Annotated in this window: 12 protein-coding genes and 1 pseudogene; 7 read left to right on the top strand and 6 right to left on the bottom strand. The window is 69.0% G+C overall.

The genetic code is table 11. The features are described 5' to 3' along the window. The first annotated feature begins 56 nt into the window (after positions 1-56). Positions 57-764 (top strand): hypothetical protein, encoded by a 708-nt coding sequence (locus N4G66_RS24825; protein WP_261706396.1) that lies wholly within the window; start codon positions 57-59, stop codon positions 762-764. An 81-nt stretch (positions 765-845) separates the two neighbouring features. On the opposite strand, the pseudogene N4G66_RS24820 reads toward N4G66_RS24825, so the two are convergent. Then, a pseudogene (locus N4G66_RS24820) lies at positions 846-1,188 on the bottom strand (acyl-CoA dehydrogenase); the annotation flags it as partial. Between the two features lie 504 nt (positions 1,189-1,692). Here N4G66_RS24820 and N4G66_RS24815 point away from each other — a divergent pair. Next, positions 1,693-3,858 (top strand): ATP-binding SpoIIE family protein phosphatase, encoded by a 2,166-nt coding sequence (locus N4G66_RS24815; protein WP_261706395.1) that lies wholly within the window; start codon positions 1,693-1,695, stop codon positions 3,856-3,858. 170 nt (positions 3,859-4,028) lie between these two features. Here N4G66_RS24815 and N4G66_RS24810 read toward each other — a convergent pair whose 3' ends face one another. Continuing rightward, a complete protein-coding gene (locus N4G66_RS24810; protein ID WP_261706394.1) occupies positions 4,029-5,213 on the bottom strand; it encodes a type III polyketide synthase in 1,185 nt (394 codons plus the stop codon). A gap of 354 nt (positions 5,214-5,567) precedes the next feature. On the opposite strand from N4G66_RS24810, the gene N4G66_RS24805 reads away from it, so the two are divergent. Continuing rightward, positions 5,568-6,083, top strand: a complete 516-nt coding sequence (locus N4G66_RS24805; protein ID WP_261706468.1) for a CBS domain-containing protein — start codon at positions 5,568-5,570, stop codon at positions 6,081-6,083. A gap of 132 nt (positions 6,084-6,215) precedes the next feature. Here N4G66_RS24805 and N4G66_RS24800 read toward each other — a convergent pair whose 3' ends face one another. Continuing rightward, entirely contained in the window at positions 6,216-6,353 is a 138-nt protein-coding gene (locus N4G66_RS24800) for a hypothetical protein (RefSeq protein ID WP_261706393.1), read from the bottom strand. A 224-nt stretch (positions 6,354-6,577) separates the two neighbouring features. On the opposite strand from N4G66_RS24800, the gene N4G66_RS24795 reads away from it, so the two are divergent. From N4G66_RS24795 to N4G66_RS24785, 3 genes are all read left to right on the top strand, one after another. Then, a complete protein-coding gene (locus N4G66_RS24795; RefSeq protein ID WP_391858880.1) occupies positions 6,578-6,838 on the top strand; it encodes an SHOCT domain-containing protein in 261 nt (86 codons plus the stop codon). A gap of 79 nt (positions 6,839-6,917) precedes the next feature. Then, the gene (locus N4G66_RS24790; protein WP_261706392.1) at positions 6,918-7,334 is read left to right on the top strand and encodes a DUF6153 family protein; all 417 of its coding nucleotides are present in this window, start codon (positions 6,918-6,920) and stop codon (positions 7,332-7,334) included. A gap of 75 nt (positions 7,335-7,409) precedes the next feature. Next, a complete protein-coding gene (locus N4G66_RS24785) occupies positions 7,410-9,035 on the top strand; it encodes a multicopper oxidase family protein (protein ID WP_261706391.1) in 1,626 nt (541 codons plus the stop codon). 1,858 nt (positions 9,036-10,893) lie between these two features. On the opposite strand, the gene N4G66_RS24780 is transcribed toward N4G66_RS24785, so the two are convergent. From N4G66_RS24780 to N4G66_RS24770, 3 genes are all read right to left on the bottom strand, one after another. Further along, positions 10,894-12,516 (bottom strand): IS1182 family transposase, encoded by a 1,623-nt coding sequence (locus N4G66_RS24780; RefSeq protein WP_261706390.1) that lies wholly within the window; start codon positions 12,514-12,516, stop codon positions 10,894-10,896. Positions 12,517-12,933: 417 nt separating this feature from the next. After that, positions 12,934-13,353 (bottom strand): roadblock/LC7 domain-containing protein, encoded by a 420-nt coding sequence (locus tag N4G66_RS24775; protein WP_261706389.1) that lies wholly within the window; start codon positions 13,351-13,353, stop codon positions 12,934-12,936. Beyond that, positions 13,353-15,491: a nitrate- and nitrite sensing domain-containing protein gene (locus N4G66_RS24770; protein WP_261706388.1), complete on the bottom strand. Its 2,139-nt coding sequence runs from the start codon at positions 15,489-15,491 to the stop codon at positions 13,353-13,355. Before N4G66_RS24770 ends, N4G66_RS24775 begins: the two co-directional genes overlap by 1 nt. Positions 15,492-15,851: 360 nt before the next feature. Here N4G66_RS24770 and N4G66_RS24765 point away from each other — a divergent pair, with 360 nt between their 5' ends. After that, positions 15,852-15,989 (top strand): hypothetical protein, encoded by a 138-nt coding sequence (locus N4G66_RS24765; RefSeq protein WP_261706387.1) that lies wholly within the window; start codon positions 15,852-15,854, stop codon positions 15,987-15,989. The last annotated feature ends 149 nt before the right edge of the window (positions 15,990-16,138 follow it).

Below are 16,138 nucleotides of genomic sequence, written 5' to 3'. Positions count from 1 at the left end.
CTGGGACGGTGGGACATCCCACCCCTGTTGACCTGTGGAAACAGGGAAACGCTGGGATGCCGTCCTGGGACGCGGAGACGAATCGCGCCGTGTCGGCCGACCATCGGATGCGGCGACGTCGCTCGTCAGTCGCCGGTTTCCGCGTTGCCGCCCTCGCCGCTCCGGCGCTTTCCGGCTGCGGAAGTGACGAACCGAGCGGCGATGGACCACAGGGCGGCCCGCCCAAGAACGCCGGCTCCAAGGTGAGTGCCGCGTCGTCGTCGGCCGAGCAGGCTGCGTTCGCGGCGATGCTCGCCAAGGTCGCGCAGCCGTGTTCTTCGACCGACGGGGCTGCCTCGGGACCGACCGGCAAGAACGCGTCGGGGCCGACTGGCAAGAAGCCGACCGGTCCGGACGGCGAGCAGAGCCTCCCCTCTGGAGAGCCCCCTCCGACCGACCCGATCGGGCCCGGCGCCCCGACAGGGCCCGAGGCGGAGTTGAACGACCGCGACCGGTGCGCGGGCGTCCAGCACGAACAGCGCATCGTCCAGGCGCTGCAGGCGGTCTCGGAGCCCACCCCTGCCAAGGTCCGCAAGGCCCTCGACAGCCTCGGCTACATCGACGAACGCATCCACGGCCTCAAGCAGGACAGCGAGGCCACGCGCTTCCACCTCGACCTGCGCGAGAGCGGCGGCCGACTTCGCGAGGCGGGTCTGGCCGCGGACGAGGCGGCGGATATGACCCTATGTACAGCCCCCCGCCACCGGAGCGTTCACGGTCACTGACTCCGGCTCGTCAAGGTGACGCTGGGGCGTAGAGGGGCAGGCCGGCGCCCGCTATGAAACCGACGACGGCCTCGGGCCGACACTGGAGCAGATGTCGGTGCCGTGGGTCTTCTCGGACAGACCGAAGGCGAAGACCTCTCCCTGGGTGAGGAGTTCCGCAGCGCGGGAGCGGGCGGCGGGGTGGTCGCTCTGCCAGACCGGACCGAGGCGGAGGATCGTGACCTGCCAGGCGTACCAGCGGTCCAGGCCGTAGCAGCCCAGGAACTCGTTGAGCGCGGCGATCCGGGCGGTGTCCCACCGCTTGTCCGGTTCCCCCTCCCCCGCAACGGCGACGGCGCCAGAAAGTGGCGAACAGGTTCTCCTTCGCTGCGAAGGAGAGGAAGTCACCGAGCCACGCGCGGGTCCGGTCGTCCTCGATCAGCCACTCCAGACGCGACACCGACACCCATGGCTCAACACCACCGGCACCCCAAAAGCAACGGCATTGGAGCGGATGACCCAGGGGGTGGTGCCACCGGTCCCGAGAGGCGCTGTCGGAGATGCTGATGAGAGGTCCGGCTACCGCCCCGCCGAGCGCAATGCCCGGCATCCCGCGGGCGGCAGGTCTGCACAACGTGGGGCGGCCTGATCATGCTGCTCCTGTGCGCGCCTCTACAGCGAACTCGGACTGGCCATCACCGTCGGCGCCGGCGCCCGGTGGTCCTGCGGCGGTCGTCGCATCCTGGCGGGCGACGCCCCCGGCAAGGTGGAGCACGGCCCCACCGGCCGCGGCATTCCTCATGGTCAGCGTTCACCGCGCGATCCGCTGGTGTGGGCGAAGCGACCCCCGGTGTTATTCAATGAGGTGTGCGGTCAGGGATCTCGGTGCCCCGACGCACGGGTCCGAGTGCAGCCCCGGCGCTGCGCCGGGGATTGCTGAGGGAGCCGCATGGACTCCACACCCTCCCCCTCGTCCTCTTCGCCGTTTGACCAGGTCAGCAGCGCCCTGGGGCGCTACATCCCGCGCGGCGGAGCGGCAGCGGCGGCCGGTCCTGCGAACGCGCGGGGCGACCGCGCCACCAGCCAACGCGTACCCGACAACCCGGCAGCCGACCGTCAGGATCAGATTCTCGGCGTGGTCATCCTGAACAGGGATCTGAGAATCACCCGCAGCAATCTGGACGCCCCCGTATTCGCGGGTCTGGACGCCGTGGCCGGGAGTCGTTTCGCCGATCTCCTGCCCGCCGGGGACGTACCGACGGTCACACGGCGGTTGCGGCAGGTCCTGGAGATCGGTGAGGCACACGTCGCCCGGATCCAGCGCCTGCGGCGCGCCGACGGGTCGGAGCTGGTGGTCTCGCTGAGCATCCTGCCCGCCGCAGCGCCTCAGGAGGGCTTGACCGTCTCCGTGATCGCCATGGCCAGGAGGCTGCACCTGTACGCCGCCGAGACCGCGATCGGCACCTCGCTGGACATCGGCGAGACCGCGCAGTCGCTGGCGGAGTCCCTGCTGGCTTGGGGAGACGTGGCCGCCGTCGACCTCGACTTCGCCGTGTGGACGGGCGAGGGAGTCACCGAGCACGCGCAGGGGCGCATCCGGCTACGGCGGGCAGCCCTGGTGCCGGACCGGGCGTGGCCCGAGGGTTACGTGACTCCGGGCGGCGATCTTCCGAGCGACGCGAGTCGCCTGCTGGCACAGGCGGTACGGCGGGACGATGCCCCGCAGCCCATCGTCATACCCGACCGCGAGGCGGTCGAGCGGCTGCTCGGCAGTCAGCGGGTGATCCGTGCCCTGGTGCCCGGTGACCGGTCGGCGAGTGTGGCGTGCGTACCGCTGGTCCTGGACGGCGCGCCACCCGTCGTGCTGGGCGTGGCGGAGGTCTGGCGGCGGGCGGACCGCCCCTTCCACGACAGCGAGTTGTTCGACCTGCAGGAACTGGTGGCCAGGACCGCCCATCACGTCGACCTGGCCCGTCAACACCAGCGCGAGCACACACAGGTGCTGGCGTTGCAGCGCCGGCTGCTGCCCCGGACCGGCGGCCACACCATTGAGATCGCCAGCGTCTACCAGCCCGCCACCCCCGACAGCGCGGGCGTCGGCGGCGACTGGGTGAACAGCTTTCCGCTGCCGGACGGCCGTACCGCGCTGGTGGTCGGTGACGTCGTCGGGCACGGCCTGGGAGCCGCGGCAACCATGGGCCAGCTGAGCATGGAGGCCCGTGCGCTGCTGTCCGCGGGGCTGGCACCCGACGAGGTGCTGGAGCACCTGGACGAGACCGTGACGCTGCTGGACGACGCGGAGTCCGGGCTGGCGGCCGGCTACAGCGCCCTCGGCTCCACCTGCTGCATCGCCCTCTACGACCCGGTCAGCCACCACGTGGCGCTCTCCAGCGCGGGCCACCTCCCTCCGGTCCTGGTGCTTCCGAACGGGCACGCAGGCCCGCTCGCGGTCCACCCTCACCCCGGTCTGGGCGCCGAGTTCGCGCTGCGGGAACCGTTCGACGTACACACGTTCGATGCGCCCCCGGGCTCCCTGCTCGCCCTCTACACCGACGGCCTGGTGGAGGATCCGGCCCTGTCGATCGACGAGGGCATCAGCAGGTTGACGGATGCCGTGTCCTCGGTGCACCCCTGGGATGCCCTGCAGCAGGCCGCACGGCACGTCGTCTCCGCGCTGGCGCCCGTGCGCCAGCGCGACGACGTGACCCTGCTGCTCGCGCGCATGATCGGCTACCGCAAGGGGGACACCGCGACCTGGCGGCTACCCGCTCGCGACGACGCGCCCGCCCGTGCCCGCGCGCGCGTCTCCGCACTGCTGCGGCAATGGCACACCAGGAGCGACACCCAGGACGACGTGCGGCTGCTGGTCAGCGAGCTGGTCACGAACGCGGTGCGCTTTGCCGCCGGTCCCATCACGATACGACTGATCAGGGCCGGTGGTCACGGCCTGCTGTGCGAGGTGGGCGACACCGGCAACGGCAGGCCGCGTCTGAGCCGGAACGGCCTCCTCGACGACGGCGGGCGTGGCCTGCACATCGTGCACCGGCTCACCACCCGGTGGGGTGTGCGGTGGACGGACACCGGCAAGGTGGTCTGGGCGGAAGTCGCAAGATGACGCGGCTGCGGAGCGGGGCGCGGCCGGGCGTACGCGAGCGCGGCGGGGGCAGGGGCGGCGTGCGCGTCAGCCGGCACCCCCGACGGTACGGACGGCGCCCTCAGCGGTACCGGTGGCGCAACCGGTAATGCGGGCGGCCCGTTCGCTGCTACGGGTGGCGCGGGCTCTCACTACAGCCACTCCCCTTCCAGGGCGGTGGCGGTGAGGCCCGGTGCCGCCGCGTACAGGACGGCGCGACTGCCCGACTTCTGTCCGGCGTCGTGCGCCCGCCTCAGGATGTCGAACACGGCGGCGCCTCCGCGGTTGCCGCTGGTGTAGCTGTCCCGGCTGTAGTCCAGCAGCCCGGACGGCCATGCGTCGGGCATCGTCTGCTCCATGTACTCCAGCACCCGGGTCCCGCCGGGGTGCGCGAGCAGCACGTCGGGGTGCCAGGAGTCGGGGTCGTCCTGGTAACGGACGCGCAGCCACTCCCACATCGCGGTGACCGTCTCCTGTACGGCGCGCGGCCCGCGCCGGTCCATCACGAAGTGGGTGCCGTCCGCCCGTGTTTCCAGGCAGTGCAGGTCTTGGGTGTCGGGCACGGTGTGGTGCCAGGCCGCGTCCAGCCGCAGGACCGACTCCCGCCTCGGGCGGCCCGTGACCACCGCGGCGACCGCGGTGTCCGCGAACAGCAACCGGACGATCAGGGACTCGAGGGTGTCGTCCGCGGGCTGGTAGGTCGTGCTCAGCGCCTCCGCGATCACGACCAGGACCACCCGATCGGGGTCCGCGGCCACGAGATCAGCCGCCAGGGCCAGGGAGCGGGTCCCCGCAACACAGGCCCACTGCGTGGCCGGCAGCAGCATCACGTCGTTGCGGAGCGCAAGCTTGTTGGCCAGGGCGATGTCCAGGCCAGGCAGCGCCGGGGTGGTGGAGTGACTGGTGATCAGGCAGTCGATGTCTGCGACGTCCAGCCCTGCGATCTGCAGGGCCCCGCGCGCCGCACGCTCCCCGTAGGACTGTACGGCCTCCCAGGCCGGCGCGGTGCGCTCCTGGACGGTCTGCGGCGCGGGTATCGCCTCGAGGGCGGCAATCACGCGGTCCACGTCCTGCTGGGTGAACCCGTCGCGTGCCAGCGCCTCTTGGGCGGTCCCGATGCCGACAGCCTGCAGGCCGCTGCCGTCGCCGGGCGCGACGGCGGTCTCCAGCGGCAGCATCCACCCGCGGGTCTCGATGCCCGTACTGGCCGCGATGCCGTCGATCCGCGGCGCCCACGCCGCATGCGGGTGCCGGTCGCGCACCTCCGCCACGATCTGGCGGGTCTCCACGGCGTGCTCGCCGTGTATCACGGCAGGAGGACAGAGGTAAGCGGCCATGATGGGCACCTTTCCAGGGGAACGAGGAGGAACGTCACGAGGGCTGTGTCATGGGCCGCTTCGGAACTTCGCGCCCATGCCGACGGGCTCCACTTCGGGAGTCGCTGTCCAGGTCGAGCATGGACACAAAAGGGGCATTTACGCTGTGACTAAGACAACTTGGGCGGTCCCTGGGGGCGTGATACGGCACACACCGCCGAAACAGAGGGGCCCTCAGGGCGGTTCCACAGACCTTGCCTGACTCACCGTCAGCCAGGGGGTTTGTCAGGTCCGGGCGCGCACCGCCGGCTGGCTGGTGCCGGTGCCCGCCGTGACGGTCCCGTGGAGGCGGCTCTGCCGGAGGCCACCCGGCTGATGACGCGACACGGCATCGAACGACTCCCGGTGGTCGACGAAAAGGACCGGCTCGTCGGCATCGTCAGCCGCCGCGACCTGCTCCAGGTCTTCCTGCGCTCCGCCGAGGAGATCTGGCAGGCCGTGCGACGTGAGGTGTTCGCCGACGCGCTCCGGGTCAGCCCCCAGATCTCCGAAGTCGCCGTCCACGACGGCGCGGTCACGCTCACCGAGCGGCTGGAAAGCGGCGCAGCGCCGCCGTCGCGTGGGTCCGACGCGCCCGCTGGACGGTGTCGTCGAGGTCGTGCACGACCTCACCTACCGCTTTCGACGACAGGCAGACACAGGCCACCGGACCGACCGAGCACGGAATGGCCGACGACTGGCTGCGCGGGCCATGAGCCCATGGACCTCACCCACTGTCGGCCGGCCTTGCGGCCACGGGGGGCAAAGGCCCTCGGACATGGCCGAGATGGCCCACCGGGCGTGTGCGGGGGCGGCCGGGGCTCCGGGATGCAGGTTCCGAGTTGTGTGTGAACCGGTTGGTTCTCATATGAGACGGGAGCTCTTTGAAGGAACCGGGCGTATTACTGGTCTCTCGTATTGCCGCATAGGCAGTGTTACCGGCATATCGCCGACCTGGAGATCGCAGTCGGCTACTTAGAACCCCTACGCAGTGGCGCATATAAGAATCAAACCCTCACCAAGGCGGGCGGTACGGGCGCGGCGCGGGCCGAAGAAATACCAGCCCAGCGCGCCAAGGAGTGCGGCGGCCAGCGCCACCACGACGATGCCGGCAGTATCCACAGATCTCCTCTCTGTCCTCGTGCTGGGCTACCTCGCAGACTCCTCCGGGACACCCTGCGGGGAGGTAAGGGCCCAACGGCCCAGACGTGTTGACCGTTTCGGCTCATGACGGGGCGGCGGGCCGGGGCCACGGTGGAAGTGAGGCATAGGGAAGCCGCAGGCACCAGGCCCGCATTCCACAGCCGCGAGGAAGTGGGTGACCGTGATGTTGTGGTACGACCACGATCCCAGCAGATGGGGCTGGGCCGCCATGTCAGTCGGCATGGTCGCTTTTCTGGGCACTGATCATCACTTTCGGCGTCCTGCTCTTCAGGGCCCTGGCCCGGCCGGAGAGGACCGAGACACCGAGGACCGGTGCTCCGTCGTCCGGGGCCGAGCAGCTTCTCGCCGAACGCTTCGCCTGCGGAGAGATCGACGAGGACGAATACCACCGCCGCCTGGCCGTCCTGCGCCACGACGACGGCCCCCGGCTCAGCAAGAGCTGACCCGGTAGCCGACGGACACGCTTACCCCCTAGGGGTAATATGCTGATCCAGCAATCATGACACTCACCAGGTGGAGCGCATGACGATTCGGTCGGCTCGCGGCGGCTGCATAGCCGTCCGCTGGGCGTACGGGGTGTTCCTCACCCTGTGCGTCGCGCTGGCCGTCCTCTTCCACCATGAGATGCCCTCGATGGACGTCTCCTCCATGCCGGACTCCGCTCACGCCGGTCACATGATGCCCGTGATGCCGGACAAGACGGCACCGTCGGTCTCCGGCCTCACCGCCCACAACGCCGACGGCTGCGCCTGCTCGATGCCGGGCATGCAGCACTGCACCACGGCGAACGTCGACTCCTTTCAGCTCGCCCTGCCCGGCCAGACGGCATTCGACCCGCTGGTGAACCTCCGACACGCCGCAGCGGGGCGCGCACCCGGCGCCGCGGCGGTCGGCCGCGCCCCACCCGACCTCTTCGTCCTCTCCCAACTGCGCATATAGGCCGCGCCGGACGGCGCGCGATGTGCCGTCCCTCCGCGACCACATCGGCAGTTTCGAATCAGAGGACCCGACACAATGAACAGCATCAACCGTCGCTCCGTCCTGCTCGCAGGACTGGGAGTCGCAGGTGCCGGCGCGCTCACCGCCTGCAGCAGCGGCTCCGGTTCCGGCAGCGGCGACGCCCTCGTCGGCCCGTCCGGCTCGGCGGTCGCCGCCGCTGAGAACAAGCGCAGCAACACAGGACGGCAGACGAAGCTCACCCTGACGGCGGCTCCCGCGACGATCGACCTGGGCGGTGGCGTCATGCCCAAGACCTGGGCTTTCGACGGACGCACCCCGGGCAAGGAGGTCCGGCTGTCCGTCGGCGACACCCTGGTCGCCGAGCTGTCCAACCAGCTCCCGGACAAGACGGCCACGTCGATCCACTGGCACGGCATCGCGCTGCGCAACGACATGGACGGCGTGCCGCCCGCCACCCAGACCGCCGTCCGGGCCGGCTCCACGTTCACGTACCGCTTCATCGCCGACGCCCCGGGCACGTACTTCTTCCACCCGCACATCGGCGTCCAGCTCGACCGCGGCCTGTACGCCCCGCTGATCGTCGAGGACCCCAAGGAGACCCTCGCCTACGACGACGAGTGGGTCGTCCTCCTCGACGACTGGGTCGACGGTGTCACCGGCACCCCGGACCAGGTCTTCGCCGAACTCAAGCGGGGCATGGCCGACATGAGCGGCATGGACATGAGCGGCCCGAGCCCCAGCGGCTCGGACGATATTGGGGACATGGGCGGGATGGACATGGGCGGGATGGACATGGGCGGTTCCTCCTCCGCTTCCGCCTCGCCGTCCCATGGCATGTCCAAGAAGTTCATGCTGATGGGCGCCACCAGCAAGCTGCTCGGCGGCGACGCCGGCGACGTGAAGTACCCGCACCACCTGGTCAACGGGCGCGTGGCGGCCGACCCGGACGTCTACACCGGCAAGCCCGGCAAGCGGGTACGGCTTCGGATCATCAACGCGGGCTCGGACACCGCCTACCGAGTGGCCCTCGGCGGGCACACACTCACCATCACCCACACCGACGGCTTCCCCGTCCAGCACCAGGAAGTCGACGCCCTGCTGATCGGCATGGGCGAGCGTTACGACGTCCTCGTCACCCTCGGCGACGGCGTCTTCCCCCTCGTCGCGCTGGCCGAGGGCAAGAACTCGAACGGCCTGGCCCTGGTGCGCACGGGCTCGGGGAGCGCGCCGAAAGCGACCGTCCGCCCGAAGGAGCTCGACGGCATGATCATGACGGCGTCCCAGCTGCGCGCCGCCGACGACGTACGCCTGAAGTCCGCGAAGGCCGACGTCACACACCAGATCAAACTGACCGGCAACATGATGAAGTACGACTGGGCCATCAACGGCATGCCGTTCGACATGAAGGATCCCGAGGCGCATCCGATCGTCATCGAAGAGGGCCGACGCGTTCGGCTCGACTTCGTCAACGACACCGAGATGTGGCACCCCATGCACCTGCACGGCCACACGTACCAGCTCGGCAAATCGGGGCCGCGCAAGGACACCGCGATCATACTGCCCAAGAGGAAGCTGTCCGTCTTCCTGGACGCGGACAACCCGGGCCAGTGGATGTTGCACTGCCACAACGCGTACCACGGCGAGGCCGGGATGATGGCGAACGTCGCCTATCGGGCCTGACCCCTCGTTCGCCCCGCCCGGACGGGCCCGTCGTCTGCCCGACGGGCTCACCCGGGCGGGGCGTGAACGGCTCTTCAGCTTTCCGGCCCTTGTATGCGACCGCGATCACGCACGGGGGCGGCGCCGTACAGCCGTTGACGAGAAAGTCGAGGTGCCGGGCTGTCTGCGCAGTAGGTGGATCACAGAAGGCACTGAGACCGCGAGCCGGGTCCCCCTCCCAAGATCCGGACCATACCCGGGCCGACGTCTGCCCATAGCCCTCCACACAGCGCATTTGCGCTGTTCAGAGTCATGCAGACGGTGTACCACCAGCAGACGAAGAATCTGCCGGGACGAACGCGCACCACGCCCAGGTGCAGCACCTTGCCCATGCCCACGGCGGCTGAGCGGCAAGGCCGGGCTCGGTCTCTCAGCCCGGTCACCTACCACGCAACGACTCTGAGCCGATCAACCCCAGATGTCCGAGTTCAACGGAGCGTAGTCAGCACCAAGTCAGCACGGGACAGGTGAAGACGGGTGATGACGTGGACTTTTGGTCAGCACCAAACCAGCACGGGAGTCAGCACCGCACCGTCAAATCACCCCGAACTGCGCGTCCCGGACGGCGCTCGTTTCGACCACCTCCGGGCCCCTGAACCGCCCTTCCGTGAGCCGGCATGGCGGCCGCACGCATAACCACCCCTCGAACTATGTTGCCCCACCACATGTGCCCCTGACGTGCATCTTCCTACCGTGTGCCGACACGTACCCGTCCCCACCGCACACGAGGAAGTGGCGCACATGGCCTCCGGAACCACCGCTCCCCCGACACCCGGCAACCTCAAGCGCATCGTCGCCGCGTCCCTCATCGGCACGACCATCGAGTGGTACGACAACTCATCCGACCGGAGCTAGGACCTGCGGTTTCGCCTCATCGGCGGCCTGAAAGTCAGCACCGAACCAGCACCGGAACTCGACCGTGCTGGTTGGGGCAACAGGCGAGAGCTCGACTCAGCACGAGGGAGAGGGGCCAGCGGCCGACAGGTCTCACAGACAGTAGTCGAGATCCCGTCTCGCAGGCGACCCATCGTGTGTCGCTCCGTTATCGGGCATGCACGATCTGGCCTCATCGGCAAGCCGTTCACCTCCCGCCGACCGGTCGGCGCACCGTCCTACGGACGGACCCTGCTGACGAGCGCTACTACGACACTGCCGGGCTCGTCGACCCTCGCGCATTCCACCGACAAAGGCGCTATCTGGATTCGTAGCGTTCCCTCATGCCACGAACCATACCGAGCTGCGCCGACCGGGAACTGATGAGCAAGCCGCAGCCTCCGGCTATCCGGTCAGCGCCGCCCAGCTTGAGGCTGGCGCAAGCATGGCCCCCTTCCCGCCCACGGGCCGATTACATGGGCCGGGTGAGTGCATCGTCCGTATCAAGAGGCGTTCCCGGTTCAGCCAGTTCGGACCGGTGCGGTTCCACTTCACCGACAGCGCGGACTTGGAGGCCGGCACCGCCGTTGCCCGTGGAGTCATGAAGACCCTACGGCTGACCCTTCGGACGGAACAGGGAGGCCAACTCCTCCTCACACGGTGGGGTCACCTATCCGACGAATGGCTTCTTACGGAGACCGATCCGGAACGGAGCCCGGCGCCCGAGATACTCGGCCGGGTCACCGTGAGCACCGTCGACGCGTGGCTCGGATTGCAGCGGTACGCAGTCGAAACGAATCCCCGCCTGGACGCCTCCGAACGACGGACCGTCGTTGCCTCGTTCGTCTGTCTGCACCTGCTCCGCCGGCCTCCGGGTGACAGCGCCGCACCGGTGTGAGAGGGGGCCTAGTACCAATGCCGTGACTCTGTTGGTGATCTCGGGCGGTCAGGTGATCGTGAATCCCGCTGTGTTGCAGAGAGTTCGGAAGCGGGGTGCCCGGCGGGCTGATGAGGTGGTGTCGTACCAGTCGGCGAGACGGCTGAGGTTGCAGGCCATGGCGGTCAGGACGTGCTGCACGTGGGTGCGGGCCAGGCCTCGATAGCGGGCTCTGCGCAGGCCGTGAGTTCGGACGTTTTGCGAGAGGGTGGCCTCGATGCCCGCGCGGATCGCGTACCGACGTTGCCACTGCTCGGTCTGCTGGTCGAGCCGATTGCGCATCTGGATCTCGTGCAGTGCCCGCGGCAGCACTGCGACGGAGCGGGCGCGAGTGGCGGAGGAGGTGCACCGGGCACGGTCTGGGCAGGGCCGGCAGTCGGTCTCGGTGAAGCGGGCCTGAAGATAGGTGTGGCCGGAGATATTCAGCTTGGTCCAGGACGCACTGGTCGCACCGCGCGGGCAGATGGCCTGCTCGTTGACCCAGTCGATGGTGAAGGCCGCCTTGTCGAAGCCCGAGCCTTCTTTGGCCTGGCGGCTGCTGTCGGCGAGGATCGGGCCGAGCAGTGTGATGCCGTGGACGCGCTGGGCCCGCTCGACGTGGGCGGGAGTGAGGTAGGCGGTGTCCACGATGTGCTCGGCGGGAGCCAGGCGACGGGCGGCGAGGTCGTCGTGGATCTTCCCGGTCAACTGCCCATCCTGGACGGGAGCAATGGTGGTGGCCACGTGCACCACCAGGTGCGGCAGGTCCTGATCACACGACGCGGTGAAATGAACCCGGTATCCGCTCCACTCGACACCACGTTTGACGCAGTAGTGCGCGTCCGTGTCATACGGGGAGTCGAACCGCAGGGAGGCCGGCGGCAGGGCAGTGCCCTCCCGCCAGCGCAGCTGCCCCTCGCGATCCCAGTAGTACTGGTGGATCCGGACCTGCCGCAGGATCTCCACCTGCCGCAGCATCCGCAGACGGGGTGGGGCGTCGGCCGCCCAGGCCGCGGTGAGGAGTTTCTGCCCGTCCCGGCCGAACTCCTCGGCGCGTTCGCGCACCGCTACCTTGCCGCCCGGGACTTTCCCGATCTCGACTTTCCGGCCGTACCGCTTGGCCCACTCGGGCTCGATCAGCGGCACCAGCCAGTCCGGATCGGCCTCGGCGATCTCCTCCAGAACAGCCCGCACGCTCTCGCCCGCCAACTCCAGCCGACTCAACCGCCGCACCGCCGCCAGGACATGGGTGGCGTCGGTACGCTGTCGGCCCCGCCCCTTCAGCAGCCCGGCCGCCACCAAGCGGTCCAGCATCAACTGCAGCAGCTGATCGGCCCGGTCGCCCTCGGCCAACCGGCCCCGGAACTCGCTGAGCATCGAATAGTCAAACCCCGGATCGTCCAGTTCGAGGCCCAGCCCGTACTTCCAGTCGATCCTCGTGCGCACCGCATCCGCCGCCGCACGGTCCGAAAGGTTCTCCGCGAACTGCAGCACCGACACCAGCGCCAACCGCCCTGGCGAGAAACCCGGTCGGCCATCGGCCGGATACAGGTGAGTGAAGTCCTCGTCGGCGAACACCACATCCAGCCGGTCCCGCATCAGCATCACCGGCGTTCCCCTCGGACACGCCGCCCACGCCGTCCGGACCGTCATCGGGGGAATCCGCTGGAAACTTGCCGGACGCATCGACACCGTCCACCGCCCCTAAACCGAGGCCGCCCCGCTACCGACCAGCCAACCACCACCAGCGACCGCCGTCACCACCCCGCCAAGATCACCAACAGAGTCACGGCATTGGGCCTAGTCTTGGTGCCCGGACGGTTCACCGGGTCGTGTTTGGGTGTCAGCGCGGTCGCGGGAGGAAGGCGACTTAAAGCAGGTGTCGCAGGTTCGCATCCTGCCGGGGGCACAGAGAAACACCGGGCCAGAGGCCCTTCTGTCCAGCGGACAGGAGGGCCTCTGCGCTCGTGGCACACATCTCGTATGGCACGCGTGCGGTGGGCGCGGGGACGTTGGGGATCTGTCGCGGATGCAGTGTCCTGAGACGCAGGTAGCCGGAGCGCGCCGCAACTATCCCGCGGCCAGGGGAGCGGAGTGGAGTTCGCGTACCAACTGCGGGGTGAGCAGTTCTCCGGCGCGGTCGGCGAGGATGGCCATCTCATAGCCGACCAGGCCGACGTCACACCCCTCGGCGGCGAGGACGCCGAGGCAGCTGCCGTCGCGGATGCGACCCACCATGAGGAAGCCCCCGAGCATTTCGATCATGACGAGTTTCATGCCGCGGAAGCCGTGTGCGGTGGACGCGTTCTGGGCGAGGCTGGTGATGCCGGAGACGACGGCGGCGAGGTGGTCAGCGCGATCTCGGCCGAGGCTGTCCGAGGCAGCCATGAGCAGGCCGTCGGTGGAGACGGCGACGGCATCGGTGACGCCGTCGGCGGTGCGTACGAACTCCGAGATGAGCCAGCCGAAATTCTGGATGGCGGTGGTCACTATGACGCTCCTTGTGTGCTTCGGGCCTCGGCGCGGGCGACACCTGCTCGGAAGCCGTTGAGCAGGGAGGAGACAGCGGGCCTGGCGGGCGGGGGTGAGACGGAGGGGGCTTCCACGGGGGCGAGCAGGCGTCCGGGGAGGGCGAGGAGTGCGGACAGGCCTCCGCCGGTGGTGTCGAAGAGGTGGACTTGGGCACCTTCGCCGAGGCGGTGGGTGAGTCGGCCGACGACGAGGTGGCCGAGGAACCGAGTGGGGTCGGCGAGGAAAGCTTCCTCGCCGACGTCGGAGAGGCGGGCGTTGGCACGCTCCTTGTCGGCTTCGGACATGCCGATGCCGTGGTCGACGACAGCGAAGCAATACGTGTCGTCCTCGGTGTCGTACCAGCCGTGAACCTCGACCGGTTCGGTCGGTGGCGAGAAAGTCAGCCCGTTCTCGATGAGTTCGGCAAGGAGGTGGGCGACATCGGCGACGGCGTGCCCGCGCACCCGCACTGGCTCCATGGTGGCGATCAGGACCCGTCGGTACTGCTCCACCTCGGCGACGGCGGACTGGACAACTTCCAGGCCGTCGGCGGGGGCTGCCGTGGGCTGCGGCGAATTCTGCCCGACCAGGACCAGAAGGCTTTCGGCGTTGCGCCGCATACGGGTGGCGAGGTGGTCGAGCTCGAACAGCTCGGCGAGGGCGTCCGGGTCGAGTTCCTGCCGTTCCAGGCGGGTGATGAGCCTGAGCTGACGACGCACGAGGTTCTGGTTGCGGCGGCCGAGATTGGCGAGCGATTCGGTGGTGTTGCGGCGCAGGCCGGCCTGTTGGGCGGCCAGGTGGAGGGCGGTGTGTTCCACCTGGTGCAGGGACGCTGCGACCTCGGCGATCTCCGCCGCGCCGCCCAGCAGCCGTGAATCGGGGTTGTCCGGCGCGTCCGCCGGCGAAAGGAGCTCAGCATGGTCCTGCGGGGACTGCTGGATACGGGCGACGGTCGCGGGCAGCCGGTGCCGCGCCACGTCGTGGGCAGTCTCGGCAAGCGCGCCCAGCGGGCGCGTGAGGGAACGGGAGGCAAAGGCGGCGAGGCTCGCGACGAGGCCGGCCATGAGCGCTCCCGCGATGAGATAAGCGGCGAGGCCGATCTCGGCGTCGTGGCTGAGCCGGTTGGCCCGGTCCCTCGCATCGTCACCGACCGACTGCTGGACGGCGTACAGATCGTCGACGAGTACGGTCATCGCATCCCACCAGGCGCCGGCGTCGGCGTGCAGCGCGGAGCCATCGGCGGCGCCTTCCGCCCGGCTCTCGTAGACGGTGGCGCGTTCGGCGTCCTCGGTGCCGAAGGCGTTCTTCAGAGCCGCGCGCTGGGGTGCGGTGGCGATCTGCCGGAAACGGGCGAGGGCGGCAACGCGCGTAGCACGTACCTCGGCGAACGTGAGGTACTCGCGGCCGTGAAAGCCGCCTTCGGCGAACACGCCATTGAGGAGGCCGCGTTCGAGAGCGACCGACTCCTTGGCGGCGGCCAGTTCCCGCAACGCCGCGAGCCCGTCGAGCAATTGACGGTCGGCGCCAGTCGCGGTTTCCGCTACCTGGTCGACGGCGTTGAGAGCTTCGACGGCGGTGGTGTAGAAGTTCAGGGTCACGGCCCGGTCTGCGGTGCCTGTTTCGGCGCTGCCCCTGTCGGTAGCGGCCCGGATGTCGGCAAGGCCCTGCAAGTGCCGCTGGACAACATCCTCGACGGTGCTTTCGCGGCGCATTGCGCGCAGTGCCGTGTCAACGCGCTTGCGAGTAGCGGCGAGTGGTGGGCCGAAATCCTCCTCACCTCCCAACAGACCGTTGGTCAGGCCGCGTTCGCGTTGCAGCTGGTGTACCAGGGCCTGGATTCGCAGGCTGAGACCAACCTCGGAACGGGTCGTCCGGGCGTCACCGAAGGCCACGGCGCGGCCGTGCACGGCGAGACCGGCCACCGCCAGCAGCAGGCAGATCGGGACCGTGATGACCACCACCACACGGCCCCTGATGCTGCGCCAGCCAGGCATCGGCCGACGGCCGGGAGGCGTTCGGCCACTGCGGCGGCGCCCCGAACTGCCCTTGCCTAAAACACTCTTGCCGATTGCATCAAACCTGCCTAGCGCCAGCCGTACTGGCGTCCACACCCTCATAGTCACGAAGCTAGTCCGACCGCCGTAGCGGCCGGTTTCCAACCTGTAAGGCTGCTTGGGAAATTCAGTTGCGCCGCCCTCACAGCGCGGGCCAAGAGACTGTGACCGTGGATGACATGACAAGTGGTGCCAGACACCGGCCACTGCCCAGCACATGAGGAGCCGTGGTCGGGCGTACAGCGTGTCCCAGCGCAAGGAGAAGCAAGCCAAGGGTATGAGGCACAAGAAGCGCTAGCCCAGACTGACATCCACGAAAATGCCCCAAGGTCAGTGCCCGGCAGAACCATTGAGGCTCTGAGGCTGAGCAGGTGCGGGGAAATTGACAGGCTCCCGTGGGCCACGGTCGCTACCCTCGGACCCGTGAGTGAGGACTGCCGGCGCACAGCGAACTTCCGAGTCCATCTGGTGCCGGCGGTCCTGGCTCTGGCCAACCCGCCGTGGCAGCGGGACGTGTGGCTCGATCCATCGACTTTCGAGAACCTGGACTCCTGGGCTTGATCCGCTTTGACGGACATCTGAGATCAGGGGTACTGATGGCAACCGCCCAGCCGACCGGCCCGCTCCCTGCCTACCCGCCGGGCGCTTCATAGACCACGACGACGCCGTGCGAGAAGTTGAGCTCGGAGCCTCCGCCACCGGCTGCGATG

The organism is Streptomyces rhizosphaerihabitans (assembly GCF_025399795.1).
Lineage (GTDB): Bacteria > Actinomycetota > Actinomycetes > Streptomycetales > Streptomycetaceae > Streptomyces > Streptomyces rhizosphaerihabitans.
This window is presented reverse-complemented; position numbering and strand designations above follow the sequence as displayed.

What these genes read in the sequence shown, in the direction of transcription:
- N4G66_RS24825 (WP_261706396.1), top strand. Translation starts at nt 57, where the DNA reads ATGCCGTCCTGGGACGCGGAGACGAATCGCGCCGTGTCGGCCGACCAT.
- N4G66_RS24815 (WP_261706395.1), top strand. Translation starts at nt 1,693, where the DNA reads ATGGACTCCACACCCTCCCCCTCGTCCTCTTCGCCGTTTGACCAGGTC.
- N4G66_RS24810 (WP_261706394.1), bottom strand. Translation starts at nt 5,213, where the DNA reads ATGGCCGCTTACCTCTGTCCTCCTGCCGTGATACACGGCGAGCACGCC.
- N4G66_RS24805 (WP_261706468.1), top strand. Translation starts at nt 5,568, where the DNA reads ATGACGCGACACGGCATCGAACGACTCCCGGTGGTCGACGAAAAGGAC.
- N4G66_RS24790 (WP_261706392.1), top strand. Translation starts at nt 6,918, where the DNA reads ATGACGATTCGGTCGGCTCGCGGCGGCTGCATAGCCGTCCGCTGGGCG.
- N4G66_RS24785 (WP_261706391.1), top strand. Translation starts at nt 7,410, where the DNA reads ATGAACAGCATCAACCGTCGCTCCGTCCTGCTCGCAGGACTGGGAGTC.
- N4G66_RS24780 (WP_261706390.1), bottom strand. Translation starts at nt 12,516, where the DNA reads ATGACGGTCCGGACGGCGTGGGCGGCGTGTCCGAGGGGAACGCCGGTG.
- N4G66_RS24770 (WP_261706388.1), bottom strand. Translation starts at nt 15,491, where the DNA reads ATGAGGGTGTGGACGCCAGTACGGCTGGCGCTAGGCAGGTTTGATGCA.